The sequence below is a fragment of the Pseudomonas rhodesiae genome (genome assembly GCF_007858255.1).
GTDB lineage: Bacteria > Pseudomonadota > Gammaproteobacteria > Pseudomonadales > Pseudomonadaceae > Aquipseudomonas > Aquipseudomonas rhodesiae.
In genome coordinates this window covers 28,776-53,008 of sequence record NZ_VFEU01000022.1, presented here as the reverse complement: position 1 = coordinate 53,008, position 24,233 = coordinate 28,776, and the positions used below count along the sequence as shown (strand labels likewise).

The 24,233-nt window shown below is 60.1% G+C and carries 24 protein-coding genes; 11 read left to right on the top strand and 13 right to left on the bottom strand.

Annotation, left to right across the window (positions count from 1 at the left end):
• The first annotated feature begins 20 nt into the window (after positions 1-20).
• On the top strand, positions 21-575 hold the full coding sequence (locus tag FIV35_RS23110) for a tetratricopeptide repeat protein (RefSeq protein ID WP_034100891.1): 555 nt from the start codon (positions 21-23) through the stop codon (positions 573-575).
• 44 nt (positions 576-619) lie between these two features.
• Here FIV35_RS23110 and FIV35_RS23105 read toward each other — a convergent pair whose 3' ends face one another.
• Positions 620-946, bottom strand: a complete 327-nt coding sequence (locus FIV35_RS23105) for a DUF1820 family protein (RefSeq protein WP_003215457.1) — start codon at positions 944-946, stop codon at positions 620-622.
• Positions 947-1,077: 131 nt separating this feature from the next.
• Here FIV35_RS23105 and miaB point away from each other — a divergent pair, with 131 nt between their 5' ends.
• From miaB to lnt, 5 genes are all read left to right on the top strand, one after another.
• Positions 1,078-2,406 (top strand): tRNA (N6-isopentenyl adenosine(37)-C2)-methylthiotransferase MiaB, encoded by a 1,329-nt coding sequence (gene miaB / locus FIV35_RS23100; protein WP_034100897.1) that lies wholly within the window; start codon positions 1,078-1,080, stop codon positions 2,404-2,406.
• 195 nt (positions 2,407-2,601) lie between these two features.
• A complete protein-coding gene (locus FIV35_RS23095) occupies positions 2,602-3,606 on the top strand; it encodes a PhoH family protein (RefSeq protein ID WP_034100898.1) in 1,005 nt (334 codons plus the stop codon).
• On the top strand, positions 3,599-4,057 hold the full coding sequence (gene ybeY, locus FIV35_RS23090; RefSeq protein ID WP_034100899.1) for an rRNA maturation RNase YbeY: 459 nt from the start codon (positions 3,599-3,601) through the stop codon (positions 4,055-4,057). Before FIV35_RS23095 ends, ybeY begins: the two co-directional genes overlap by 8 nt.
• 42 nt (positions 4,058-4,099) lie before the next feature.
• Positions 4,100-4,939, top strand: coding sequence for a CorC family transporter (locus FIV35_RS23085; protein ID WP_010206772.1), 840 nt, complete (start codon positions 4,100-4,102; stop codon positions 4,937-4,939).
• Positions 4,940-4,947: 8 nt separating this feature from the next.
• The gene (lnt, locus tag FIV35_RS23080; protein WP_034115195.1) at positions 4,948-6,471 is read left to right on the top strand and encodes an apolipoprotein N-acyltransferase; all 1,524 of its coding nucleotides are present in this window, start codon (positions 4,948-4,950) and stop codon (positions 6,469-6,471) included.
• A gap of 52 nt (positions 6,472-6,523) precedes the next feature.
• On the opposite strand, the gene FIV35_RS23075 is transcribed toward lnt, so the two are convergent.
• The 5 genes from FIV35_RS23075 to FIV35_RS23055 all read right to left on the bottom strand — a co-directional run bounded on the left by FIV35_RS23075 (position 6,524) and on the right by FIV35_RS23055 (position 11,199).
• A complete protein-coding gene (locus tag FIV35_RS23075) occupies positions 6,524-7,306 on the bottom strand; it encodes a hypothetical protein (RefSeq protein WP_052199007.1) in 783 nt (260 codons plus the stop codon).
• A 29-nt stretch (positions 7,307-7,335) separates the two neighbouring features.
• Positions 7,336-8,325 carry a hypothetical protein gene (locus tag FIV35_RS23070; RefSeq protein ID WP_231980900.1) on the bottom strand — a complete coding sequence of 330 codons (990 nt, stop codon included), beginning with the start codon at positions 8,323-8,325 and terminating at the stop codon, positions 7,336-7,338.
• 105 nt (positions 8,326-8,430) lie between these two features.
• Positions 8,431-9,513 carry a hypothetical protein gene (locus FIV35_RS23065; RefSeq protein WP_146375072.1) on the bottom strand — a complete coding sequence of 361 codons (1,083 nt, stop codon included), beginning with the start codon at positions 9,511-9,513 and terminating at the stop codon, positions 8,431-8,433.
• A gap of 507 nt (positions 9,514-10,020) precedes the next feature.
• A complete protein-coding gene (locus FIV35_RS23060; protein ID WP_034139415.1) occupies positions 10,021-10,782 on the bottom strand; it encodes a YdcF family protein in 762 nt (253 codons plus the stop codon).
• Positions 10,783-10,881: 99 nt separating this feature from the next.
• Positions 10,882-11,199, bottom strand: coding sequence for a hypothetical protein (locus tag FIV35_RS23055; protein WP_034100902.1), 318 nt, complete (start codon positions 11,197-11,199; stop codon positions 10,882-10,884).
• Between the two features lie 262 nt (positions 11,200-11,461).
• Between FIV35_RS23055 and leuS the strand changes: the two genes are divergently transcribed.
• The 5 genes from leuS (at position 11,462) to FIV35_RS23030 (ending at position 17,509) form a co-directional block, all read left to right on the top strand.
• Complete coding sequence (gene leuS, locus FIV35_RS23050; RefSeq protein ID WP_034139416.1) at positions 11,462-14,068, top strand: leucine--tRNA ligase; 2,607 nt, start codon at positions 11,462-11,464, stop codon at positions 14,066-14,068.
• Positions 14,069-14,156: 88 nt separating this feature from the next.
• On the top strand, positions 14,157-14,768 hold the full coding sequence (locus FIV35_RS23045) for an LPS-assembly lipoprotein LptE (protein ID WP_034139417.1): 612 nt from the start codon (positions 14,157-14,159) through the stop codon (positions 14,766-14,768).
• A gap of 39 nt (positions 14,769-14,807) precedes the next feature.
• The gene (holA, locus tag FIV35_RS23040; protein WP_034139418.1) at positions 14,808-15,845 is read left to right on the top strand and encodes a DNA polymerase III subunit delta; all 1,038 of its coding nucleotides are present in this window, start codon (positions 14,808-14,810) and stop codon (positions 15,843-15,845) included.
• A 112-nt stretch (positions 15,846-15,957) separates the two neighbouring features.
• The gene (arfA, locus tag FIV35_RS23035) at positions 15,958-16,122 is read left to right on the top strand and encodes an alternative ribosome rescue factor ArfA (protein ID WP_003176285.1); all 165 of its coding nucleotides are present in this window, start codon (positions 15,958-15,960) and stop codon (positions 16,120-16,122) included.
• A 61-nt stretch (positions 16,123-16,183) separates the two neighbouring features.
• Positions 16,184-17,509: a lytic murein transglycosylase gene (locus FIV35_RS23030; protein ID WP_034139419.1), complete on the top strand. Its 1,326-nt coding sequence runs from the start codon at positions 16,184-16,186 to the stop codon at positions 17,507-17,509.
• A gap of 250 nt (positions 17,510-17,759) precedes the next feature.
• On the opposite strand, the gene FIV35_RS23025 is transcribed toward FIV35_RS23030, so the two are convergent.
• The 7 genes from FIV35_RS23025 to mltB all read right to left on the bottom strand — a co-directional run bounded on the left by FIV35_RS23025 (position 17,760) and on the right by mltB (position 24,219).
• Positions 17,760-18,680 carry a S66 peptidase family protein gene (locus FIV35_RS23025; protein WP_034139420.1) on the bottom strand — a complete coding sequence of 307 codons (921 nt, stop codon included), beginning with the start codon at positions 18,678-18,680 and terminating at the stop codon, positions 17,760-17,762.
• Between the two features lie 152 nt (positions 18,681-18,832).
• Entirely contained in the window at positions 18,833-19,834 is a 1,002-nt protein-coding gene (gene lipA, locus FIV35_RS23020; protein WP_162276709.1) for a lipoyl synthase, read from the bottom strand.
• A gap of 26 nt (positions 19,835-19,860) precedes the next feature.
• On the bottom strand, positions 19,861-20,508 hold the full coding sequence (lipB, locus tag FIV35_RS23015; RefSeq protein ID WP_034100909.1) for a lipoyl(octanoyl) transferase LipB: 648 nt from the start codon (positions 20,506-20,508) through the stop codon (positions 19,861-19,863).
• The gene (locus FIV35_RS23010) at positions 20,508-20,783 is read right to left on the bottom strand and encodes a DUF493 domain-containing protein (protein WP_034100910.1); all 276 of its coding nucleotides are present in this window, start codon (positions 20,781-20,783) and stop codon (positions 20,508-20,510) included. Before FIV35_RS23010 ends, lipB begins: the two co-directional genes overlap by 1 nt.
• 84 nt (positions 20,784-20,867) lie before the next feature.
• Positions 20,868-22,025: a D-alanyl-D-alanine carboxypeptidase family protein gene (locus tag FIV35_RS23005; protein WP_034100911.1), complete on the bottom strand. Its 1,158-nt coding sequence runs from the start codon at positions 22,023-22,025 to the stop codon at positions 20,868-20,870.
• Between the two features lie 185 nt (positions 22,026-22,210).
• Positions 22,211-23,209 carry a septal ring lytic transglycosylase RlpA family protein gene (locus tag FIV35_RS23000; RefSeq protein WP_034139421.1) on the bottom strand — a complete coding sequence of 333 codons (999 nt, stop codon included), beginning with the start codon at positions 23,207-23,209 and terminating at the stop codon, positions 22,211-22,213.
• On the bottom strand, positions 23,209-24,219 hold the full coding sequence (gene mltB / locus FIV35_RS22995; protein WP_034139422.1) for a lytic murein transglycosylase B: 1,011 nt from the start codon (positions 24,217-24,219) through the stop codon (positions 23,209-23,211). The genes FIV35_RS23000 and mltB overlap by 1 nt, the downstream gene beginning before the upstream one ends.
• Positions 24,220-24,233 lie beyond the last annotated feature (14 nt).

The following is a 24,233-nucleotide window of genomic DNA, read 5'->3' as shown; positions in this document are numbered from 1 at the left end:
TCAGAGGTAAGTCGATTCCCATGAAACGCACCGGCCGCACCCTGGTTCTGGGCTGCCTGTTGCTCCTTCAGCCGCTGCTGGCACATGCACAAGCAGGCGGCAACTCGTTGTTAATCCCAGCGATGGGTCGTTGCACCCTCAATACCCAGCCAGACAGCCAGGCCGAAGCGCTGAGCGCGTGCCAGAAACAGGCCGACGACGGGGATGCCCAGGCGCAATACGAGTTGGGCGAGTACTACCATGACAGCAAAAACCCCGCTCGCGACCTCAACAAAGCCCTGAGCTATTTCGAAAAAGCGTCGTTACAGGGCCACGCGCAGGCGCAATTCGAGCTGGGCAACATGTTCTTCCACGGTGAAGGTGTGCCGGCCAATAACGTCCAGGCTTACATCGTGTTGAAAATGGCGGCGGTCAACGGCGCCGAAGACGCGCTGGACACCGCCGACGAAGTCGCCGAACACATGCAGCGCGATGAACTGGAAGTGGCTACCCAGGTACTGGGTCAGATCTTCCGCAAGTACCTGCTGGAATTGCAAAGCGCCGACGGGCGCTCGCCCTTCTCGCCCCTGCCTTGATTCCATTCTCGGGCGAGGGAACTTGCTCCCTCCCCGCAACAGCCTTACTTCTCAGGCATCGGCATCGGAAACGGCATGACATTGCTCATGCCCCGTGCTTCGCTGATCTTCGGTGTACCCAGGCGCTCGACTTCATCGATGCGCACGATCGAGTGCATCGGCACAAAGCTGCGCACCACACCTTCGAACTGCGCCTTGAGCTTTTCCTCGCCCGGATCGACGACCAACTGGGTGCGCTCGCCAAAGACGAACTCTTCCACTTCCAGGAAGCCCCACAGATCACTTTGATAGATCTGCTTGGCGTACATCTCGAACACCTGGCCCTGGTTGAGGAAAATCACCTTGTAGATTGGAGCTTCACGTTTGGTCATGGTGGGCGAATAACACATCGGGGATATAAAAGAGGGCGCGAACTATAGCATGGCACCCGATGCACAGCGCTAGGAACCAATGGGCATGCCCCCTATAATGCGCGGTTCTTTACCACCAGTTGACGATTCCCATGGCCAAGAAGCTTTACATCGAAACCCACGGTTGCCAGATGAACGAGTACGACAGCTCGCGCATGGTGGACCTGCTGGGCGAACACCAGGCCCTGGAAGTCACCGCCCGCGCCGAAGATGCCGACGTGATCCTGCTCAATACCTGCTCGATCCGTGAACGGGCCCAGGACCGTGTGTACTCGCAGCTGGGTCGTTGGCGCGAATTGAAACTGGCCAACCCGGACATGGTGATCGCCGTCGGCGGTTGCGTGGCCAGTCAGGAAGGCGCTGCGATTCGCGATCGCGCGCCCTATGTCGACGTGGTTTTCGGCCCGCAGACCCTGCATCGCCTACCCGAGATGATCGACGCCGCGCGCACCAGCAAGCTGCCGCAGGTTGACGTGTCATTTCCTGAAATCGAAAAATTCGACCACTTGCCCGAGCCGCGCATCGACGGGCCCAGCGCCTATGTGTCGGTGATGGAAGGTTGCAGCAAGTACTGCACGTTCTGCGTGGTGCCCTACACCCGTGGCGAAGAAGTCAGCCGTCCATTTGACGATGTGCTGTCGGAAATCATCCACCTGGCCGAGAACGGCGTGCGCGAAGTGACGCTGCTGGGTCAGAACGTCAACGGTTATCGCGGCCAGACCCACGACGGGCGGCTGGCGGACCTTGCCGAACTGATCCGCGTGGTCGCGGCGGTGGACGGCATCGAGCGCATCCGCTACACCACCTCGCACCCACTGGAATTCTCCGACAGCCTGATCCAGGCCCACGCCGAAGTGCCGGAACTGGTCAAACACCTGCATTTGCCGGTGCAATCGGGCTCGGATCGCATTCTGGCGGCCATGAAGCGCAACCACACGGCCCTGGAATACAAATCCAAGCTGCGCAAATTGCGCGCGGCCGTACCGGGGATCTGCATCAGCTCGGACTTTATCGTCGGTTTCCCCGGCGAAACCGAGAAAGATTTCCAGCAAACCATGAAACTGATCGAAGACGTCGGCTTCGACTTCTCCTACTCGTTCGTCTACAGCCAACGCCCCGGCACCCCGGCGGCGGACCTGGTGGACGAAACCCCGGAGACCGTGAAAAAAGAACGTCTGAATGCCCTGCAACATCGCCTGAATCAGCAGGGCTTCGAGATCAGCCGACAAATGGTCGGTTCGATCCAGCGCATCCTGGTCACCGACTATTCCAAGAAAGACCCCGGCGAACTGCAAGGCCGCACCGAGAACAACCGGATCGTCAATTTCCGTTGTGATAATCCAACGTTGATCGGTCAGTTTGCCGATGTGCACATCGATGCGGCGCAGCCGCATTCGTTGCGCGGCTCGCTGGTGCAATAAACGTGGGAGGGGGCTTGCCCCCGATGGCGGCGAATCAGACCACTCATTTTATTGCCGGCACACCGCTATCGGGGGCGAGCCCCCCACCTACATTGGAACCGTGCAACATTCCAATGACGTAAGTGCTTTCGTACCCGCGTCACTGGCGTTATCCTCTCTTTCACTTAAACAGCCAAAGGGCGGCTAAAAGCAACCTTGAACGCACCCATAGCAGAACCCCATCGTTTTCTCCTCGAGCCGTTTGAGGCTCGCCGTTTCGCCAATCTGTGCGGACAGTTCGACGAGCACCTGCGTCTGATCGAACAACGCCTGAGCATCGAGATCCGCAACCGCGGCAATCAGTTCGAACTCATTGGCGACCCCCAGCACACCACGTCCGCAGAAAACCTGCTGCGCCGTCTCTACCGCGAGACGAAGGGCAGCGAGTTGTCACCGGAAACCGTGCACCTGTACCTGCAGGAGTCGGCAGTGGAAGACCTGGCCAACAACCCTGTAGCCGAAGCCAGCGTGGCCCTGCGTACCAAGAAAGGCATGATTCGCCCACGCGGCTTGAATCAGCAGCGCTACGTCAAGGAAATCCTCGGCAACGACATCAACTTCGGCATCGGCCCGGCCGGTACCGGCAAGACCTACCTGGCCGTGGCCTGCGCGGTCGATGCGCTGGAACGCGAGCAAGTACGCCGCATTCTGCTGGTACGCCCAGCGGTCGAGGCCGGTGAAAAGCTCGGTTTCCTGCCCGGTGACCTGGCCCAGAAGATCGACCCGTACCTGCGCCCGCTCTATGACGCGCTCTACGAGATGCTCGGCTTCGAGTATGTGGCCAAGCTGATCGAGCGCCAGGTGATCGAGATCGCTCCGCTGGCCTACATGCGCGGCCGTACCTTGAACAACAGTTTCATCATCCTCGACGAAAGCCAGAACACCACCGTCGAGCAGATGAAGATGTTCCTCACCCGTATCGGTTTCGGCTCCACGGCCGTGATTACCGGCGACGTCACCCAGGTCGACCTGCCCAAGGGCACAAAGTCCGGCCTCGCCCAGGTGATCGAGGTACTCAAGGACGTTCCGGGTATCAGCTTCACGCACTTTATGCCCAAGGACGTGGTGCGCCACCCGCTGGTGCAGCGCATTGTCGAAGCCTACGAGCGCTTCGACCATCGCGATGGTGCCCCGGCCAAGGACGTTCGCGGCGATGCTTGAACTGGATCTACAGCTGGCCACCGACGCGCCAGCCCCCAGCGAGGAGCAGTTTCGCCAATGGTGTGCACTGGCACTGCGCCAGCGCAGCGCCGACTCGGAGCTGACCATCCGTCTGGTGGGCGAGGCCGAGGGCCGCGAGCTGAACCACACCTGGCGCCACAAGGACTACGCGACCAACGTGTTGTCCTTCCCCGCCGATGTTCCCGACGAGTTGCTGGACATTCCATTGCTGGGCGACCTGGTGATCTGCGTCGAAGTCGTCGAGCGTGAAGCCAGGGAACAAGGCAAGGAACTTGAGGCGCACTGGGCCCATCTAGTCATCCACGGCTGCTTGCATCTCTTGGGTTACGACCATATAGACGATGACGAAGCCGAGGAAATGGAAGCACTGGAACGAACGTTGCTTGCGCAATTGGGTCATCCCGACCCTTATGCCGATGACGAAGCTTAAAAAACACTCAACTGTAACAACAAAGGATTCAGAGTAATCGCTATGAGCGAAGACCGATCGAGCAACGGGCAGAAGTCATGGCTGGGTAAACTGACCCAGGCTTTTGCCCACGAGCCGAAAAACCGCCAGGAGCTGCTGGAGCTGCTGCGCGAGGCCCATCAGAACAAGTTGCTGGACAGCGAAGCGCTGGCCATCGTCGAAGGCGCCATCCAAGTGGCTGACCTGCAGGTCCGGGACATCATGGTCCCGCGTTCGCAGATGATCAGCATCAAGGCGACCCAGACCCCACGGGAGTTCCTCCCGGCCGTGATCGACTCGGCGCACTCGCGCTACCCGGTGATCGGCGAAAGCCATGACGACGTCATGGGCGTGCTGCTGGCCAAGGATCTGCTGCCGCTGATCCTCAAAGAGAACGGCGACAGCTTCAACATCAAGGATCTACTGCGCCCGGCCACCTTCGTGCCCGAGTCCAAGCGCCTGAACGTGCTGCTGCGCGAATTCCGCGCCAACCACAACCACATGGCCATCGTGATTGACGAATACGGCGGCGTGGCGGGCCTGGTGACCATCGAAGACGTACTGGAACAGATCGTCGGCGACATCGAAGACGAACACGACGTCGAAGAAGACAGCTACATCAAGCCCCTGCCCAGCGGCGACTTCCTGATCAAGGCGTTGACGCCGATCGAGAACTTCAACGAGTTCTTCGACAGCGAATTCTCCGACGACGAGTTCGACACAGTGGGCGGTTTGGTGATGAGCGCGTTTGGCCACCTGCCCAAGCGCAACGAAACCACCGAAATCGGCGCCTATCGCTTCCGCATCCTGAATGCCGACAGCCGTCGTATCCACTTGATTCGCCTGACACCTATCGCCCGCTAAGGACTGACATGCGCCGTCTTATCGCACCCGGCTGGCCCGGTAACCTGCTGGCCGTGGTGGCCGGCGCCATCACTACCCTGGCGCTGGCGCCGTTCGATTTGTGGCCGTTTGCGCTGGTGGCCGTCGGGCTGTTCTATATCGGCCTGCGAGAGCTCACACCGCGCCAGGCCTTGGGGCGTGGCTGGTGCTTCGGTTTCGGCCTGTTCGGTGCCGGCACCAGCTGGATCTACTACAGCATCCACCACTTCGGCGGCGCTTCGGTGCTGCTGGCGGGGTTCCTGATGCTGTTGTTCACGGCCGCCATTGCCTGGTTCTTCGCCCTGCCCGCCTGGCTGTGGGCACGCTGGCTACGCCGCAACGAAGCGCCGCTGGCGGACGCCCTGACATTCGCCGCGCTATGGGTCGGTCAAGAGGCCTTTCGCGGCTGGTTCCTCACCGGTTTCCCGTGGCTCTATTCCGGCTACAGTCAACTCGATGGCCCACTGGCAGGGCTGGCCCCGCTCGGCGGGATGTGGCTGATTTCCTTTGCCCTGGCGCTCACGGCTGCGGTGCTGTGCAACCTGCCGCGCCTGCTGGCCGCCAAACGCAATGGCTTTGTCGCCGCGGGCCTGGTGCTGCTGGTCGCGCCATGGGGCATCGGGCTGGCGCTCAAACATCATGCCTGGACCGAGCCATCCGGCGCTCCGCTGAAGGTGGCCGCGATCCAGGGCAACATCGAACAGAGCATGAAGTGGGACCCGCAGCAGCTCAATGCGCAATTGGCGCTGTACCGCGACATGAGTTTCAGCTCCAAGCCTGTGGACCTGCTGGTCTGGCCCGAAACAGCGGTGCCGGTGCTCAAGGAGTCGGTGGAGGGTTACCTGGGGATGATGGGGCGGTTCGCGGCCGACCGGCATACCGCGCTGATTACCGGCGTGCCGATTCGTCAGGAAGTGCACCACCAGAAGCGTTACTTCAATGGCATCACCGTAGTGGGCGAAGGCGACGGCACCTACCTGAAGCAAAAACTGGTGCCTTTCGGTGAGTACGTACCGTTGCAGGACATATTGCGCGGGCTGATTGCGTTCTTCGACCTGCCGATGTCGGACTTTGCCCGTGGCCCCTCCGACCAGGCCATGCTGCAAGCCAAGGGCTATCAGATCGCCCCGTTCATCTGCTACGAAGTGGTTTACCCCGAGTTTGCCGCTGGCCTTTCAGCCCAGAGCGACCTGTTGCTGACCATCAGCAACGACACCTGGTTCGGGCGCTCCATCGGCCCTCTGCAACACCTGCAAATGGCGCAGATGCGTGCGCTGGAAGCAGGGCGCTGGATGATCCGCGCCACCAACAACGGCGTGACCGGGCTGATCAACCCGTTCGGACAGATCACCGTGCAGATCCCGCAGTTCGAACGCGGCATCCTGTATGGCGAAGTGGTGCCCATGCATAACCTGACGCCGTACCTGCAATGGCGTTCGTGGCCGTTGATCATCGTGTGTCTGGGGCTGTTTGGCTGGGCGCTGCTGGCGGGCCGCCTGTCGAAAATCGGCTGACAAGAGCCCCACCCGCAGGCAGGGCTTTCTCCGAGGAGAAAGCCCTTGCACTCTACCTTAGCGTCATGGCGATTCTGCCGGTGATTGCCATGCCCGACCCAGCCAGTTTCACGCGTCGCCCGTAATAATCCATGTGACCGTCGACAACGGCCAGCATATGGCCGGGGGTATACATCGAGCCCGTTCCGCCCTTTCGTAGCTCGCGCATCGACGCGGCGACCATCTGGTGCTTCAGCCCCAACCGTCGTAATGCCTCACCTGGATAATCACCTGAACTGAGCATTTGCAGCGCCGAGGCAAAGGTTTCACTGCTGCGCTCGTAAAACTTGTCGAGCTGCATGCGTTTGGCGCTGACCGCATATAAAAACTGGGCGTTAACCAGCACATCATTGGAACCGTCGCCTATAAATCCCGAAGCGGCGGCAGCCTGCCGAATTTCGTCATGAGTAATGAAGAGCTTATAGCCGTCCCTCATCCTCACATTGAACCCATCAGCCGTTGCCTCTATTTTTTTATAGATATGATGAGGGTTGTGGCCAAACTCCATCATGGCCAGTTTAATCGCCGAAATAACCACCGAATTTCCACTGCCGCCCTGGTAGAAATCGCGAAAGATATTCGTCGGGATAACGCTGGGTGAATCCGCATCGCCCTTGATCAATGAATTGCCGGGCTCTGCTCCGTTGTCGAGGCTGGCATACGCCTGGTTTGCGGACGGCTTATTGAGAGGCGACCGGTACGATGAATAGGTGTTTTCGTTATTGTTGCGCTGGGCGGTGACAGGCTGACCGTAACGCCCTTCGTAAAAACTGTTAGCGATTCTGGACACGCTCATCAGCAGTATTCCTTACTCACTTGATTGGTTTAGATCAGTTTGGCGCCATAACGCCAATGAAAGTCCTTATAGACGCTGGTCTTGGTGCCCCACATATCAAGCGCGCCATCGACTACCGCCATTTGGTGCGGCCCATTGCAGAGAACTCCGATGGCACCCTCGGCCAGTTCCCTCACGGTGGTAGGCGCCATGTGCGCCCGCAATCCCAGGCGAATAAGCCCCTCGCCCGCAAGCTCTCCATCGGCCAGCGTCACCATGGCATCCTCGAAGCTGTCCTCAGCGTCTCCATCATTGTTTTCAAGCTGCGCTCGTTTGGCACTGACGGCGTATAAAAACTGCGCATTGATCAGAACATCCTCCGAGTGACCCGGCCTAAGCCCGGCACCTTCTTGGGCCTCTTCCAATTCCTCAAAGGAAATATGCAACTTGAAAGAGTCCCGCATGGTGACTTCAAAACCGTCCTTAACTTCGGTGATTTGCTTGTAGATGCCATGAGGGTTATGGCCGAACTTAGCCATGGCAGCCTTGATTGCACTGACGGTGACGCAGTTACCCAGCCCTTCCTGAGAGAACGCCCCCCAAATATGGGTCGGTTTTATGCCGGCATTCTCTGCGTTGCCCCGGATAAATTTTCGATGCGGCGTCCCGGGAACATCTGAATGCGAATCTACGCCGAGCGCCGAGCGTTCCAATGGCGGGCTATGGGGCGCAAGCACTGATCGTGTTTGATCAGGGGTCAACGTAGCAGCGGGTAATGGCCTGTGCTGCTGCCCACCCATGCGTGCGGACAGCGTAGTGATCATGTTATTTAACTCGCGCAACATGTCAGTGATCGCGGAGAACGAAGCCTGGGCATGGGGGGCCGCACTATTGGCTGCTGCGGCATCGGGGCTTGCAGCCCTGTCGAACGCCCCTGCCCCGTGCGGCCTTTCAGGCGCCGCACCCACATAACTTTTATGCACCTCAGCCTGATAACGCCCGTAGTAACCATTTACGGGGCTGGCAACCGAATGACTCATACCTTTTTCTCCCTGGTTTTCATTAACTGCCACGGCCAGCCAAAACTAACCGGCACTCATCAACAGATAGCCCTAATAACCCTTGAAATATCTTCCATCAGAGGCTCAGTAATTATGTTGCCGTACCTTTCTTTCACGAGGACCTTTGGCCAGTTCGGTGGTGCTGATCGCGTCGCGCAATCCAAGCGCCGCCAGAATTTCATGTTTGTTCGTATTAAATGGCGTGAGCGCTAATACACCGGCATAGGTGCGCATTTTCGGACCTTTTTCAGCCGATGGGCGCGTCCAAGGTTCATTGTCGGCGAAGTGCTTCGCTTGCTCAGTCAAATAGATGCGCTTGCACAGAACCCCAAATAAAAATGAAGCATCGTTCACCATGCCTTCGTCGAACCCCACAAACCCACAGGCCTTGGACGCCAAGTGCAACTCTTTATGAGTGATGTTCAACGCGACACCATCTTTCATAATGATGTCGTACCCGCCAGGCACGGCCGTTACTTTTTCCAGGACACTGTCCACACTCTGGCCATACTTCGACATGGCCAACTTAATGACTTCCAAATAAGGAACACGGCTGTCATGGCCCAACCACGGGTACGGCTTGTATTGCCAGGACACCCCCGCTTTCAGATCATCCGGTTTTTGCCCCTTGGGTTTTCCAGACAACTCCATCGCCCAATCGTCTTCATTGATCACTTCGCTCCATATCCGCCGCCATTCATAATCCTCAAGTGCAACGCCCGCGCCGCCATGCTTGCCATCAGCGAAGTCCAGTGCATCAAACGGATCAAGCTCCTCGTCAGCCACAGGCAAGCGGTCTACGAGGTGCCTGACCTTGATATCAACTGCTGGCAGCGCTTCGAGTTCACGCGGTTTGGGCGGGATAATCGAGGGTGGCTTGGGCGCTACGTCGTTTGCGGGCGCCGGCAATATCGCGTCGGCATCCAAAAACTGTTTCAAGCTGTCGGTGACGTTTTTCAATAACAAAAGCAACGTCGTCAGCGTTTGACCTAATTGCGCGTCGTCCTGTTTTAAAGGGCCAAGAACGTTAGGGCTGTAAGCCGTGAAATGCTCACCTGGTTTCGCTGACCAGTTTCCCGCTCCAGCTGTAGCAGGAGCCTCTTCACCGACAAAGGCATTACCCAAACGGCTTATTCGGTGATTATTTGCTGCTGACAATATATTCACACAACTCCGCCTCTCTAGCTCAGTTAGCACATAGCTCGCCACGGAAACACCTGCGACAACTTAATGCACGAGAGGAGCGATTAATTCACCCCGCAAGTTTAATTTGTCGCACTGCGCAGCGTCAGTGTTCGCACAGACTAGTGGCAGCCACCTTCTTAAAAATTCCACGTTATCAACGCACAAAAAATTACGGCGCGCAGCGAACCCGCACAAGCAAAAACAACTTACTCATACAACAGCTTTTAAATGACCATGCATTAATCTAAAACTTACATAACCAAGGGTTACGAATCGCCATAAACAGTCAATCAACATAACAACGAAAAGTTATTAGCTCATATTCATCACACAGTACCTAAGGCACTACGCACACCAGAGCGGCCTACATATCTTACAAACAAAAAGACGTCTGACTGCTTGCGCCATAAGGCCAGTTAGAACATTGCGTTCATACCGAAAACTGACCTTCTCTAAATCAGCCCAACGGCTGATTTCTTATGACGCAATTCAGCGATAAAACAATCGATACCCCACCTGCCCGACCGCTTCGTTAATCAACTGCCCGCTCTGCCACACCGATTTGAATTCCGGCATCCAACCGCCCAGAGGACGGGCATTATCCACCCCCAAAAAACCGACCGGGGCCGGTACGACGGTGAAACCGGCCTTTTCAAAGCTCCACACCGAGCGCGGCATATGCCAGGCCTGGGTGACCACGACCACGCGCTTGATACCCTCGGGCAATAGAATCTCGGCGCTCATTTGCGCGTTCTCCCAGGTGGTACGGCTGCGTTCTTCCTTCCAACGCACCGTGACGCCAAAGTCATCCTGCATCGACACCGCCATCAACTGCGCTTCGCTGGGGGGCGTGCCGTAATGCAAACCTCCGGTGGTCAGTACCGGCAACCCCGACGCTTTGGCCAAGCGCGCGGCGTAACGCTGGCGTTCCAGCCCAATGCCCGTAGGCTGATCGGCGCCCCACGCGGGATCGCCTCGCTCACGCCCGGAACCCAACACTACGATGGCGTCGGCGCGTTGGGCCAGGGTGGACCAGTCCTCCCGAGCCAATGGCGGCTCGGTCTCAAGCGCACGGGCGCCCCACTCCACCATCACGGGCAGGCTGATCAACCACATACCGCCCAGGCCCAGGGCAAAGCAGCAACCGGCCAACCTCGGGCGGCTACGGCGAAACCACCAGGCAAACGCCAGCAGCAGCAAGAGAATGCCGGGCGGCAGGAGCAGTTGTTTGATGAAATAACGAATAGGCATCGGGCATCTCCACAGATGCCCGAAGCCTAAGGTGTAACGGGGTCTAGCGACAATCTAGAAAGTTGCACGTTTAAATGGTGTTGTTCAGGGGGGAGCGAACTACTTGCAGCGGGCGGACCGGAATCTCTCCGGGCCACGACCGGCCGGCAAATCCTTGAGCCACACCACCTTGGCAGACTGCGTGGGCTCCTTGACTGGCGGGGTTGCCGCCATGGGAGGCGCACTGCACTTGTTGCGTTCCAGATAAGCCTTGATCAGTTCCAATTCCGCGCGGCTCAAACCGCGCAGTTCCAACTCCACAGGCCGCTCATCACGCAATCGGCCCGCAGTTCTCGCTGCATCCAATGCACGACCCAATCGGTCGATCAGTCCTTCGTAGATTTCCGGTTTCGTTGCGATTCGCTGCGATTCAACCATCCCCTCACCTCATTGAAGAAAGACTTGCTCCCCAATAAACAGCGTAGCCCCCGTGGCTGCGCCTGCCCGGCGCCGCGACAGACGGCCTTGGCCGCGCAATCAGGGTTTCCCTCGATAGAGTGGGGTCATGTATGCTACGGCGCTTCCTGTAACTCCACTTCCCGCAGGGTTTGGGCACGGATGCGGCGCTTTTGGGTGTCGATCTACCCGGACAATGCACCGAAGAGGATTAGGCCACCCCTATTCAGTTCAAAAAGTAGCCATGCACGAACAATATCAGCCCCGTGAAATAGAAAATGCCGCCCAAGCCTTCTGGGACGAGCAGAAGTCCTTTGAAGTCAGTGAACAGCCGGGCAAGGAGACTTTCTACTGCCTGTCGATGTTCCCTTACCCCAGCGGCAAGCTACACATGGGGCATGTGCGCAACTACACCATCGGCGACGTGATCTCCCGTTACCAGCGCATGCAAGGCAAAAACGTCCTGCAACCCATGGGTTGGGACGCCTTTGGCATGCCGGCGGAAAACGCCGCGATGAAAAACAATGTAGCGCCCGCCAAGTGGACCTACGAAAACATCGCCTATATGAAGACCCAGCTGCGCAGCCTGGGCCTGGCCGTGGACTGGTCCCGTGAAGTGACCACCTGCAAGCCGGACTACTACCGCTGGGAGCAATGGCTGTTCACGCGCCTGTTCGAAAAAGGTGTGATCTACAAAAAGAGCGGCACCGTGAACTGGGACCCGGTCGACCAGACCGTACTGGCCAACGAGCAGGTGATCGACGGTCGCGGCTGGCGTTCCGGCGCGCTGATCGAAAAGCGCGAAATCCCGATGTACTACTTCAAGATCACCGCCTACGCCGATGAGCTGTTGTCGAGCCTGGATGATCTGCCGGGCTGGCCGGAACAGGTCAAGACCATGCAGCGCAACTGGATCGGCAAATCCAAGGGCATGGAAGTACAGTTCCCGTACAACGTCGACTCCATCGGCGAAGCGGGCACCCTCAAAGTGTTCACCACCCGTCCCGACACCCTCATGGGCGCGACCTACGTCGCCGTGGCCGCCGAACACCCGCTGGCCACCCAGGCCGCGCAGAATAACCCTGAGCTGCAGGCATTCATCGCCGAATGCAAAGGCGGTAGCGTGGCCGAAGCCGACGTCGCCACCCAAGAGAAGAAAGGCCTGCCGACCGGATTGTTCGTCGAGCACCCGCTGACCGGCGAGAAGTTGCCAGTATGGGTCGCCAACTACGTGCTGATGCACTACGGCGATGGCGCGGTAATGGCCGTGCCGGCGCACGATGAGCGCGATTTCGAATTTGCGACCCAGTACAACCTGCCGATCAAAACCGTAGTGCGCACCAGCTCGGGCGACAGCAACCCGGCACCATGGCAAGACGCGTATGGCGAGCACGGCACCCTGATCAACTCCGGTGAGTTCGACGGCCTGGACTTCGCCGGCGCCTTCGACGCCATCGAAGTGGCGCTGATCAAGAAAAACCTCGGCGCTTCGCGCACCCAGTTCCGCCTGCGCGACTGGGGCATCAGCCGTCAGCGCTACTGGGGCTGCCCGATCCCGATCATCCACTGCGCCAGCTGCGGCGACGTGCCGGTGCCCGAAGATCAACTGCCCGTGGTGCTGCCGGAAGACGTGGTGCCGGACGGCGCCGGTTCGCCCCTGGCGCGCATGCCCGAGTTCTACGAGTGCAGCTGCCCGAAATGCGGCCAGCCGGCCAAGCGTGAAACCGACACCATGGACACCTTCGTCGAGTCCTCGTGGTACTACGCGCGCTACGCCTCGCCTCACTACGAAGGCGGCCTGGTAGAAAAAACCGCAGCCGACCATTGGTTGCCGGTCGACCAGTACATCGGCGGTATCGAACACGCCATTCTTCACCTGCTGTACGCGCGCTTCTTCCACAAGCTGATGCGCGACGAAGGCCTGGTCACCTCCAACGAGCCGTTCAAGAACCTGCTGACACAAGGCATGGTAATCGCCGAGACCTACTATCGCCGCGAAGCCAATGGCGCCTACACCTGGTTCAACCCGGCGGATGTAGAGCTGGAACGCGACAGCAAAGCCAAGGTCATCAGCGCCAAACTGATCGCCGACGGCCTGCCGGTGGAAATCGGCGGCACCGAGAAGATGGCCAAGTCGAAGAACAACGGCGTCGACCCGCAGTCGATGATCGACCAGTTCGGCGCCGACACCTGCCGTCTGTTCATGATGTTCGCCTCGCCGCCCGACATGAGCGCCGAGTGGTCCGACTCCGGCGTGGAAGGTTCGCATCGCTTCCTCAAACGCGTCTGGCGTCTGGCCCATGCCCATGTCAGCCAGGGTCTGCCGGCCAAGCTGGACGTGGCCGCGCTGAACGACGAGCAGAAAGCCATTCGCCGCAGCATCCACCTGGCCATCAAGCAAGCCAGCCAAGACGTGGGCCAGAACCACAAGTTCAACACCGCCATCGCCCAGGTGATGACGCTGATGAACGTGCTGGAAAAAGCCCCGCAGGCTACCGAGCAGGATCGCGCGCTGGTACAGGAAGGTCTGGAAACGGTCACCCTGCTGCTGGCCCCGATCACGCCGCACATCAGTCACGAACTGTGGAGCCGCCTGGGCCACAGCGACGCGGTCATCGATGCGCGCTGGCCGGTACAGGATGACAGCGCCCTGGTGCAGGACACGTTGCAACTGGTCATCCAAGTCAACGGCAAACTGCGTGGTCAGATCGACATGCCAGCCAGCGCCAGCCGCGAAGAAGTCGAAGCGGCCGCGCGCAGCAACGAGAATGTGCTGCGCTTTACCGAAGGCCTGACGATCCGCAAAGTGATCGTTGTGCCAGGCAAACTGGTCAATATCGTCGCCAGCTAATCGGATCGGGCGCAGGGCTTGAGCCCTGCGCCGAACTAAACCTTCAGGGCCGCGATAAGGCCCGCCTGGTTTCAAGGGGAGCAACAAAATGATCAAACGCAACTTGCTGGTTATGGGCCTTGCCGTGCTGCTGAGCGCTTGCGGCTTCCAGCTGCGCGGCACGGGCACCAATGACCTGTCCATCAAAGAATTGGACGTCAGCGCCCGTAACGCTTATGGCGAAACCGTGACGCAACTGCGTCAGGTCTTGGAAAACAGCGGCGTGCATGTCTACACCGGCGCGCCCTACAAGCTGGTACTGGTGGACGAGAAAGAAACCCAACGTAACCTGAGCTACGCCAGCGCAGGCCGTGCGTCGGACATCGAACTGAGCACCGTGCTCAGCTTTGAGGTGCAGGGCCGTGACCACCTGCCGTTGATGGATGACAAGATTCAGATCCAGAAGGTAGTGAGCCACGACGGCAACAACCTGGTGGGTTCGGATTCGGAAGTCGTTCAAGTGCGCAAGGAAATGCGTCGCGACCTGGTTCAACGCATGATGTTGCGCCTGCAACTGCTCACACCTGAACAGCTGGAAGTGCTGCAACGCACCGCTGACGACAAGGCCAAGGCAGAAGCCGACGCGCTTAAAGCGGCACAGGAGTACGAAGACAACACGCCGAAACAATCGCCTGTCGAAGTACCGGTACCAGCTGAGTAAGCCAGACGGGGCGCCCCTGGCGCCCCGTTCGCCCTGCCTATGAAACTCGCTCCCGCCCAACTCGCCAAACACCTGCAAGGTGGCCTCGCGCCTGTCTACATTGTCAGCGGTGACGACCCGCTACTGTGCCAGGAAGCCGCCGACGCCATTCGCACGGCTGCTCGCCAGCAAGGTTTCGATGAACGCCAGGTCTTCAGCGCGGATGCCAGCTTCGACTGGGGCACCTTGCTGCAAGCCGGTGCGAGCATGTCGCTGTTCGCCGAAAAACGCCTGCTGGAACTGCGCCTGCCTTCAGGCAAGCCCGGCGACAAAGGTGCCTCTGCCCTGATGGAATACTGCGCACGCCCCGCCGAGGATACGGTGTTGCTGATCAGCCTGCCCAAACTCGACGGCAGTGCGCAGAAAACCAAATGGGGCAAGGCGTTGGTGGAAGGCGCGCAGACCCAGTTCATCCAGATCTGGCCGGTGGACAGTAACCAATTGCCGCAATGGATTCGTCAGCGCCTGTCCCAATCGGGCCTGGCGGCGACTCAAGACGCGGTCGAGCTGATCGCGGCCCGGGTTGAAGGTAACTTGCTTGCCGCCGCCCAGGAAATCGAGAAGCTCAAGCTGATGGCCGAAGACGGGCAGATCACTGTCGAAACCGTGCAAAGCGCCGTGGCCGATAGCGCGCGCTTTGATGTGTTCGGGCTGGTGGATGCGATTCTCAACGGCGAACCTGCCCATGCCCTGCGCATGCTCGAAGGGCTGCGCGGCGAAGGGGTGGAGCCGCCGGTGATTCTTTGGGCCCTGGCCCGTGAGTTGCGGGTACTGGCCAATATTTCCCTGCAATACAGCCAAGGTACGCCGCTGGACAAATGTTTCAGCCAGGCACGACCACCGGTATGGGACAAACGCAAACCCCTGATGAGCAAAGCCCTGCAACGGCACTCGGCGCAACGTTGGGCGCAGCTTCTGCTCGAAGCACAGCGCATCGATGCGCAAATCAAGGGACAAGCGGCCGGTTCGCCATGGATGAGCCTGAGTCGCTTGGCGCTGCTGATGTCCGGGCAACGCCTGACACTCCCCGCCGAATAGCCCTCCCATCTGTTGACCGCGTTAACATTTCAAAAACCTTGTCGGGCTTTACAGCGGCCAAACTTCGGCAGATGATTTGCGCCGTTGTAACCACCTACCGAGAGTCCCGACCATGAGCAAAAAGCCATCCAAGCATGGCCCCAATAAGGCCAAATCCATCATCGCCCAGCCACTGTTCCGCAGCCGTCAGGAACGCGCCGGCAAGGGCAAAGGCAGCTACCGCCGCGAAGCCTTCCAGTCTAATAGCTGGGAGGCTTCTTACTTTCTGGCTGCCTGAAGGCAAGCGCCCCTCTGGCATGATAAGGTCTGCACCTGATTTGTAATCCCTGGACCTGTGCATGCCCTCTAGCCTTTCCCGTCGTTGGCACCTGCGCCAATTGATCGCTGCCTCCAGCCTCATTCTGCTCGTCGCCTGCGCGGAAAAACCTACCGCCGCCGACGCCCAGCCCTTGCAGACGCTTCAGCCCGCCCCTGTGGTAGCGCCCGCCGTTGTGGCTCCGCTGGCCGTAGACAACCTGGATATCCAACCGACCCAGACCTTCGCCGAATGGCAGGCTGGCTTTCGTGCAGAGGCGCTAAAGGCCGGTATCACCCCCGCTGTTTTCGATACTGCCTTTGCCAACGTCACGCCTGATATGGCGGTGATTCGCGCCGACCGCAGCCAGCCGGAATTTTCTCGCCCGGTGTGGGAATACCTCGACGGCGCCCTGTCACCGGTGCGCGTGCGCAATGGCCAGGCGTTGCTGATCAAGTACGCCGATATTCTGCAACGCATCGAGCAGCGCTACGGCGTCGACCGAGAGGCGCTGGTCTCGGTGTGGGGCATGGAGAGCAACTTCGGCCAGTTCCAGGGTAACAACTCGGTGATCCGCTCCCTGGCGACCCTGGCCTACGAAGGCCGCCGACCGGCGTTTGCCCAGGCACAATTGCTGGCGGCCCTGCAGATCATCCAGCATGGCGATATCGCAGCCGACCAGATGAAAGGCTCCTGGGCCGGGGCCATGGGCCAGACCCAGTTCATTCCCACCACCTACAACACCCACGCCGTGGACTTCGACGGCGACGGCCGCCGCGATATCTGGAACAGCCCGGCCGACGCCCTCGCCTCCACCGCGCACTACTTGCAAAGCTCCGGATGGCAGAAAGGGCAGCCGTGGGGCTTTGAGGTCAAACAACTGCCAAGCAACTTCGATTACGCCCTGGCCGACGGCGGCACGCGCAAGACCGTTGGCGAATGGCTGAAACTGGGCCTCCAGTTGCCGCCAGGCGCCAGCATGCCGCCCAATGTCGACCAACTGTCCGCCGCCCTGCTGCTACCTGCGGGCTACCGTGGGCCGGCGTTCCTGGTGCTGGACAACTTCCGCGCCATCCTCAAGTACAACAACTCGTCGTCTTATGCACTGGCGGTTGGCCTGCTGTCCGAACGGTTCGGCGGTGGCGGTGTGATTCGTGGCGATTGGCCCAAGGATGAACTGCCCCTGAGCCGTTCACAGCGCATTGAGCTGCAAACGGTACTCAGCGCTAAAGGCTACGACGCGGGCAACCCGGACGGCATCATCGGCGCCAATACCCGCAAGGCCATTCGCGCGGCGCAACAGGCACTGGGCTGGCCGGCGGACGGGTATCCGACGGTGAAGTTGCTGGAGTCGCTGCAAAACCGCTAGATCGGCTGATGGCGGCTAATGCTATCGGGGGCAAGCCCCCTCCCACAGTTGACCAAGTTGTCATGTCGATCACTGATCAATGTGAGAGGGGCTTGCCCCCTCCCACAGCTGACCGAGTTGTCATGTCGATCACTGATCAATGTGAGAGGGGACTTGCCCCCTCCCACAGCTGACCAAGTTGTAATGTCGATCACTGATCAATGTGGGAGGGGGCTTGCCCCCGATGACGGTTTAGCGAGTGATCCCAGATTCAAAGTGTAACGACCACATCCTGCTCCAACACCACCCGCTGCTCCCCCGCATCCAGCCGCACCCACGCGCCCATCGGCAGGGTCAGGTTCGGATCGCAATGCCCACTGCGCCAGCCGGCCAGCACCGGAATGCACAACGGTTCAAATGTCTGTTTGAGCAGGCGCTGCAGCGCGACGTTATCCACTCCCGCCACGTCCCCGACCAGCACACCGGCGACCTGAGCCAATTTGCCCGCCAGTCGCAGGTGGGTGAGCAGGCGGTCAATGCGGTAGATCGGCTCGTTGACGTCTTCGATAAACAAGATGATGCCCTGCGCGTCGATTTCGTAAGGCGTGCCCATCACCGCCGCAATCATCGACAGGTTGCCTCCCAGCAAACGCCCACAGGCGATGCCAGGCTCAATGGTGGTCAGCGGGTAGGCCGCCGGGTGCGTGATGAGGTTGCCCGCGCCCAGTTGACCACGCAGCAGACTGAACAGTGAGGACTCGGTGGGTTGCTGCTTGTCGCCCAACAGGTCGGCATTGAGCATCGGCCCGTGGAACGTCACGAAGCCCGCGTAGCGGTTGATGGCCAGGTGCAAGGCGGTGATGTCGCTGTAGCCGACGAAGGGTTTGGGGTTGGCGCGCAGCAGGTCGAAGTCCAAACAGTCCAACAGCCGTGGCGTGCCGTAGCCGCCCCGCAGGCAGAAGATCGCATCGATTTCAGGGTCGGCGAAGGCGGCGTGCAGATCATGCAAGCGCACCTCATCGCTGCCGGCGAGGTAGCCGTCACGCTCATACACCCCAGCAAAAATCCGCAGGTCGTAGCCGCGGGTGCGCACCCATTGGCCGGCCTTTTCAACGTCCAGCGCTGCGGGGCCGGCGGGAGCGATCAGGGCGATGGTGCCTTCAGAACGAAGGGCTGGAACGGCGGTTGTCATACACAACTCTCCCTGGTTAACGCACAACGAAATGTGGGAGGGGGCTTACCCCGATAGCGGTGGATCAGCCAGCACATGAGTGACTGACCTATCGCTATCAGGGGCAAGCCCCCTCCCACATAAGCCCCTCCCATTCCGGATTTAAACTCCGATCAGGAGATCAGGCTTGCCTTGACCAGCTTGGCCTGCTCGTCGGCGTGGTACGAAGAACGCACCAGCGGGCCCGATGCCACGTTTTTGAAGCCCATCTTGTAGCCTTCCTCGGCGAACCAGGCGAAGGTGTCCGGGTGCACGAAACGCTGCACCGGCAAGTGGTTACGCGATGGTTGCAGGTACTGGCCCAAGGTCAGCATGTCGATGTCGTGTTCGCGCATGCGCTTCATGACTTCGATCACTTCCTCATCGGTCTCGCCCAGGCCCAGCATCAGGCCGGATTTGGTGGGGATGTGCGGCATCATCTGCTTGAACTTCTGCAGCAGGGTCAGCGACCACTGGTAGTCCGAACCGGGACGCGCGGCCTTGTACAGGCGTGGCACGGTTTCCAGGTTGTGGTTGAACACATCCGGCGGCTCGGCGGCAGTGATTTCCAACGCCACGTCCATACGGCCACGGTAGTCCGGCACCAGGGTTTCGAGCACAACGTTCGGCGACAGTTTGCGAATTTCGCGAATGCAGTCGGCAAAGTGCTGGGCACCGCCGTCACGCAAATCGTCGCGGTCCACCGAAGTGATCACCACGTACTTGAGTTTGAGGTCGGCGATGGCGATGGCCAGGCTTTCCGGCTCGTTGACGTCCAGTGGCTTCGGCCGGCCGTGGCCGACGTCGCAGAACGGGCAACGGCGAGTGCAGATGTCACCCATGATCATGAACGTGGCGGTGCCGCCGGAGAAACACTCACCCAGGTTCGGGCAGGAGGCCTCTTCGCACACACTGTGCAGCTTGTGTTTGCGCAGCAGGGCTTTGATACGGTCGACTTCCGGCGAGACAGGGATGCGCACGCGGATCCAGTCAGGCTTTTTCGGCAGTTCGGTGGTCGGAATGATCTTTACCGGGATGCGTGCAACCTTCTCGGCGCCGCGCAGCTTGACGCCGGCTTCCACCTTGGCACGCGGGGCCGGGGCCGGACGCTCGGTTACGTCCAGCGTCGGGATCATGGTTTGCACTGCATCAGTAGTCATAGTCAGTCGATTCCGCCCGTGAGGGTCGTCTGCTCAGCATAGTCGAGGTGTTTGACGAGCTGCGCGCGCAGCCGGGCACTTACCTCGGCAAATTTAATCGGTGTCACATGCTCGCTCAGCTGTGTCATCGCTAACCCGGCATAACCGCACGGGTTGATGCGCCGGAAGGGCGCCAGGTCCATGTCCACGTTCAGGGCCAGGCCATGAAAGGAACAACCGTGGCGAATCCGCAGCCCCAGGGAAGCGATTTTCGCGCCATCCACATACACCCCCGGAGCATCGGGCTTGGCCGCGGCGGTGACGCCGTAACTGGCCAATAGCTCGATCAGGCACGCCTCGATACGGCTGACCAGATCACGCACACCAAACCCCAGCTTGCGCACATCCAACAGCAGGTAAGCCACAAGCTGACCGGGGCCATGGTAAGTCACTTGGCCACCCCGGTCGACCTGCACCACCGGAATCTCCCCCGGCAGCAGCAGATGTTCGGCCTTGCCGGCCTGGCCCTGGGTGAACACCGGTGGATGCTCCACCAGCCAGACCTCATCCGGCGCCGAGGTGCCGCGCTCGTTGGTGAAGCGCTGCATCGCATGCCAGACGGGCTCGTAGGCCATCTGGCCAAGTTCACGAAAGCCCAGGACCTGCGACATCACAACACCATGTGTACGAAGCCGGTGGCCCGCAGTTCACTGTTGATGTTGTAGAGCTGGTCCTGATCCGTCGCCACGATGTGCAACTGGATCGTGGTGTATTTACCGTTGGTACTGGAGCGCTCGTCCACACGGTTGTCGTTGATCGTGGCGTGTTTACGCACGATGTCGAGGATCTTGTCTTTGTTGCCAACACCGGTATCGCTGATCACCTTGACGGGATAATCCGTCACCGGGAACTCGATCTTGGGCGCCTTCACTTCTTTATCGGTCATGGCAGAACGGCCTCGTAAGCGGTAAGCCGTGGCGACGGCAAAGCCCCGCGTCGGTTCAACGCGGGGCTATGCAGGTGCACACAATCAGTTGAACAAGCCGTAGAAGAATAGACGGATGCTATCCCACACGCGGCGGAAGATACCACCTTCGTCGACGGCGTCCAGCGCGATCAGGTCGGCGCTGTGCACCACCTTGTCGTCCAGTTTCACTTCGACTTTACCGATCACATCGCCCTTGGCGATTGGTGCGACCAATTGCGGATTCATGGTCATGCTGGCAGCGAGCTTTTTCAGCTGGCCTTTAGGCATGGTCAGGGTCAGGTCTTCGGCCAGGCCGGCCTTGACTTGGGAAGCCGCGCCTTTCCACACCGGGGCGGTCGCCAGCTCAGCACCCTTCTGGTAGAAGGTCTGGGTTTCGAAGAAGCGGAAACCGTAGGTCAGCAGCTTTTGCGTCTCGGCCGCACGGGCCTGTTCGCTGTTGGTACCGAACACCACGGCGATCAGGCGTTGGCCGTCACGTACCGCCGAGGACACCATGCAGTAGCCGGCCTCTTCGGTGTGGCCGGTTTTCAGGCCGTCGACGGTCTTGTCGCGCCACAGCAGCAGGTTGCGGTTAGGCTGTTTGATGTTGTTCCAGAAGAACTCCTTCTGGGAGTAGATCGCGTAGTGCACCGGGTCGACGCGGATGATCGCGCGCGCCAGGATCGCCATGTCATGGGCCGACGAGTAGTGCTCTGGGTTCGGCAGACCGGTCGGGTTCATGAAGTGGCTGTTGGTCATGCCCAGATCGGCCACGGTTTTGTTCATCATGTCGGCGAACGCGTCTTCGCTGCCGGCGATGTGCTCGGCCAGGGCGACGCTGGCGTCGTTACCGGACTGGATGATGATGCCGTGCAGCAGGTCGCTGACGGTGACTTGGGAGCCCACCTTGATGAACATCCGCGAACCGCCGGTACGCCAGGCGTTTTCGCTGACGGTCACCGGGTCGTTTTCGCCGATCTGGCCGCGACGGATTTCCAGGGTCGCGATATAGGCGGTCATCAACTTGGTCAGGCTGGCCGGCGGCAGGCGCTGGTCACCGTTGTTCTCGACCAGCACGTTGCCGCTGGCGGCATCCATGAGCACCCAGGCCTTGGCGGCCAGTTGCGGTGAAGCCGGCACCATTTCAACCGCCCAGGCGGCCGGGGTGATGATCAGCGAGATAAGCAGGCACGTGCGTTTGGCTAAGGTGGTGATGTTCATCCGTCTCTCGAAATTGCTTATGGAAACTTGCCCTCGCGGGCAAAACTTATTCAGACAGCCCGCTACCAGACTGTCGCGTGTTCGGTTGCCCGCTCACCCCTTGCTCCCGGGTTTTTATTGTTCAAACGAGCCAACAACCAGAGTTCAAGCCCGCGTACGTGCCTGAACCATCAATCCGTTACTGCTTACTCGGCGGTGACCACACTGGGTTGCCCCAGGTTGGCCAGACGCACACTGTTCTGCACTTGCGCCACCTCGCTCGGCGAGCCGATCGGGCCCATCCGCACGCGGTGCAGGGTTTGCTGGTTGCGCACGATGGAGCTGATGAAGACCGGCGCATTGACCATGCTGCTGAGTTTGGACCTTAACAGTTCCGCCGCATCCGGGTTGGCGAAAGCGCCGACCTGCAGGTACTGCCCGCCCGCCAGGGAAGCACCCGGCGCGGCCTGGGGCACGGCCACGGTGTCCGGGGCGTGCTGTTGCGGTGGCGGCGTCCACTGTTCGACCTTGCCGGCCGATGCGGTGATCTGCGGTTGCGGGGTCTGCGGCTCGTTGAGCATCAACGGCGCTGGCTTGCCACGCTGAGCCCAATACTGCGCCGGATCGATGCCTTCGACCTTGACCCGCGCGGTGCCGGTTTCGGCGTAGCCGAGCTTTTTGGCGGCAGCGTAGGACAAGTCGATGATACGGTCCGAGTAGAACGGCCCACGGTCATTGACCCGCAGGATCACCGTACGGTGGTTGTCCAGGTTGGTCACGCGTACATAACTGGGCAACGGCAAGGTCTTGTGGGCCGCGCTCATGCCGTACAGGTCATACACTTCGCCATTGGCGGTGTTCTGGCCATGGAACTTGGTGCCGTACCAGGAGGCCGTGCCGGACTGCACGTAGGTCTTGGATTCTTGCAGCGGAAAATAGGTCTTGCCCAGCACGGTGTACGGGTTGGCCTTGTAGGGGCCGGTGTGCAGGGTGGGCGTGGCATCCGGGATTTTCGAGACATCCACATCCCACCACGGCGCGCCGTCTTTGTGCGCGCGGTTGATGTCCAGGCCCGGTTGGGATCGAACCACCGCGCCGCCGGACTTCTGCGTCGGCGCGCGGCTGGTGGAACAACTGACAACCAGCAAGGACAACGCGGTGAACGCCACCAGCTTGAGCGGTTTATTGAACGGCGATGCCCGCATTACTTGTTGCCCCGTGCTTGGACCAGCATGTCTGACAGCTGATGCACGGCCATGGCGTACATCACACTGCGGTTATAACGCGTGATTGCGTAGAAATTCTTCAGGCCCATCCAGTATTCAGGGCCATTTTCGCCTTCCAGGCGGAATGCCGTTACCGGCGTGTCGTCGTGTGGCGCATTCTGACTCGACCAACCCAGCGCCCGCAACTCCCCGACGGTCTTGGCCGGCTCGATCCCCTGGGTCAGGCCTTCGTCGGCACGCTCCCCGGTGACATCCGCGCGGACCACCACCGGCTCGCCAGCAACCCAGCCGTGGCGCTTGAAGTAGCTGGCCACGCTGCCGATGGCATCGTCGGGATTGCTCCAGATATTGATGTGGCCGTCGTTGTCGAAATCCACCGCGTAGGCGCGAAAGCTGCTCGGCATGAATTGCGGCAAGCCCATCGCTCCGGCGTAGGAGCCCTTGAGGGTCAATGGATCGACCTGCTCTTCGCGGGCCAGCAGCAGGAATTCGCGCAGTTCCTTGCGGAAGAAGTCGGCACGGGGCGGGTAATCGAAGCCAAGGGTCGACAACGCGTCGATCACCCGGTAGCTGCCGGTGTTGCGCCCGTAGAAGGTTTCGATGCCGATGATCGACACAATCACTTGGGCCGGCACACCGTATTCCTGTTCGGCGCGGGCCAGGGCGGCCTCGTGCTCGCGCCAGAAGTCCACACCGCGGGCCACGCGGGCGTCGGTGAGGAACATCGGGCGATATTCTTTCCACTGTTTCACACGTTCAGCGGGGCGGGAAATGGCGTCGAGGATCGCCTGCTTGCGCTGCGCCTCGCGGAACACGCCCATCAACTGCTCACCGGCGAAACCGTAGTCGCGGGTCATTTCACCGACAAACTCGGCGACCTGAGGTGAACCATCGTAGTCACCGGCCAGGGTCTCCTGCGTTGCCCCCAGCAGCCCGATCAGGCCCATCCAGGACGCATGCCGAGTCGCCCAGCCGCGCATTACTTGCATTGACATCTTCACCT

Coding starts and splice junctions, on each gene's coding strand:
- FIV35_RS23110 (WP_034100891.1), top strand. CDS start 21: ATGAAACGCACCGGCCGCACCCTGGTTCTGGGCTGCCTGTTGCTCCTT.
- FIV35_RS23105 (WP_003215457.1), bottom strand. CDS start 946: ATGACCAAACGTGAAGCTCCAATCTACAAGGTGATTTTCCTCAACCAG.
- miaB (WP_034100897.1), top strand. CDS start 1,078: ATGGCCAAGAAGCTTTACATCGAAACCCACGGTTGCCAGATGAACGAG.
- ybeY (WP_034100899.1), top strand. CDS start 3,599: ATGCTTGAACTGGATCTACAGCTGGCCACCGACGCGCCAGCCCCCAGC.
- FIV35_RS23085 (WP_010206772.1), top strand. CDS start 4,100: ATGAGCGAAGACCGATCGAGCAACGGGCAGAAGTCATGGCTGGGTAAA.
- lnt (WP_034115195.1), top strand. CDS start 4,948: ATGCGCCGTCTTATCGCACCCGGCTGGCCCGGTAACCTGCTGGCCGTG.
- FIV35_RS23075 (WP_052199007.1), bottom strand. CDS start 7,306: ATGAGCGTGTCCAGAATCGCTAACAGTTTTTACGAAGGGCGTTACGGT.
- FIV35_RS23070 (WP_231980900.1), bottom strand. CDS start 8,325: ATGAGTCATTCGGTTGCCAGCCCCGTAAATGGTTACTACGGGCGTTAT.
- FIV35_RS23060 (WP_034139415.1), bottom strand. CDS start 10,782: ATGCCTATTCGTTATTTCATCAAACAACTGCTCCTGCCGCCCGGCATT.
- FIV35_RS23055 (WP_034100902.1), bottom strand. CDS start 11,199: ATGGTTGAATCGCAGCGAATCGCAACGAAACCGGAAATCTACGAAGGA.
- leuS (WP_034139416.1), top strand. CDS start 11,462: ATGCACGAACAATATCAGCCCCGTGAAATAGAAAATGCCGCCCAAGCC.
- FIV35_RS23045 (WP_034139417.1), top strand. CDS start 14,157: ATGATCAAACGCAACTTGCTGGTTATGGGCCTTGCCGTGCTGCTGAGC.
- holA (WP_034139418.1), top strand. CDS start 14,808: ATGAAACTCGCTCCCGCCCAACTCGCCAAACACCTGCAAGGTGGCCTC.
- arfA (WP_003176285.1), top strand. CDS start 15,958: ATGAGCAAAAAGCCATCCAAGCATGGCCCCAATAAGGCCAAATCCATC.
- FIV35_RS23030 (WP_034139419.1), top strand. CDS start 16,184: ATGCCCTCTAGCCTTTCCCGTCGTTGGCACCTGCGCCAATTGATCGCT.
- FIV35_RS23025 (WP_034139420.1), bottom strand. CDS start 18,680: ATGACAACCGCCGTTCCAGCCCTTCGTTCTGAAGGCACCATCGCCCTG.
- lipA (WP_162276709.1), bottom strand. CDS start 19,834: ATGATCCCGACGCTGGACGTAACCGAGCGTCCGGCCCCGGCCCCGCGT.
- lipB (WP_034100909.1), bottom strand. CDS start 20,508: ATGTCGCAGGTCCTGGGCTTTCGTGAACTTGGCCAGATGGCCTACGAG.
- FIV35_RS23010 (WP_034100910.1), bottom strand. CDS start 20,783: ATGACCGATAAAGAAGTGAAGGCGCCCAAGATCGAGTTCCCGGTGACG.
- FIV35_RS23005 (WP_034100911.1), bottom strand. CDS start 22,025: ATGAACATCACCACCTTAGCCAAACGCACGTGCCTGCTTATCTCGCTG.
- FIV35_RS23000 (WP_034139421.1), bottom strand. CDS start 23,209: ATGCGGGCATCGCCGTTCAATAAACCGCTCAAGCTGGTGGCGTTCACC.
- mltB (WP_034139422.1), bottom strand. CDS start 24,219: ATGCAAGTAATGCGCGGCTGGGCGACTCGGCATGCGTCCTGGATGGGC.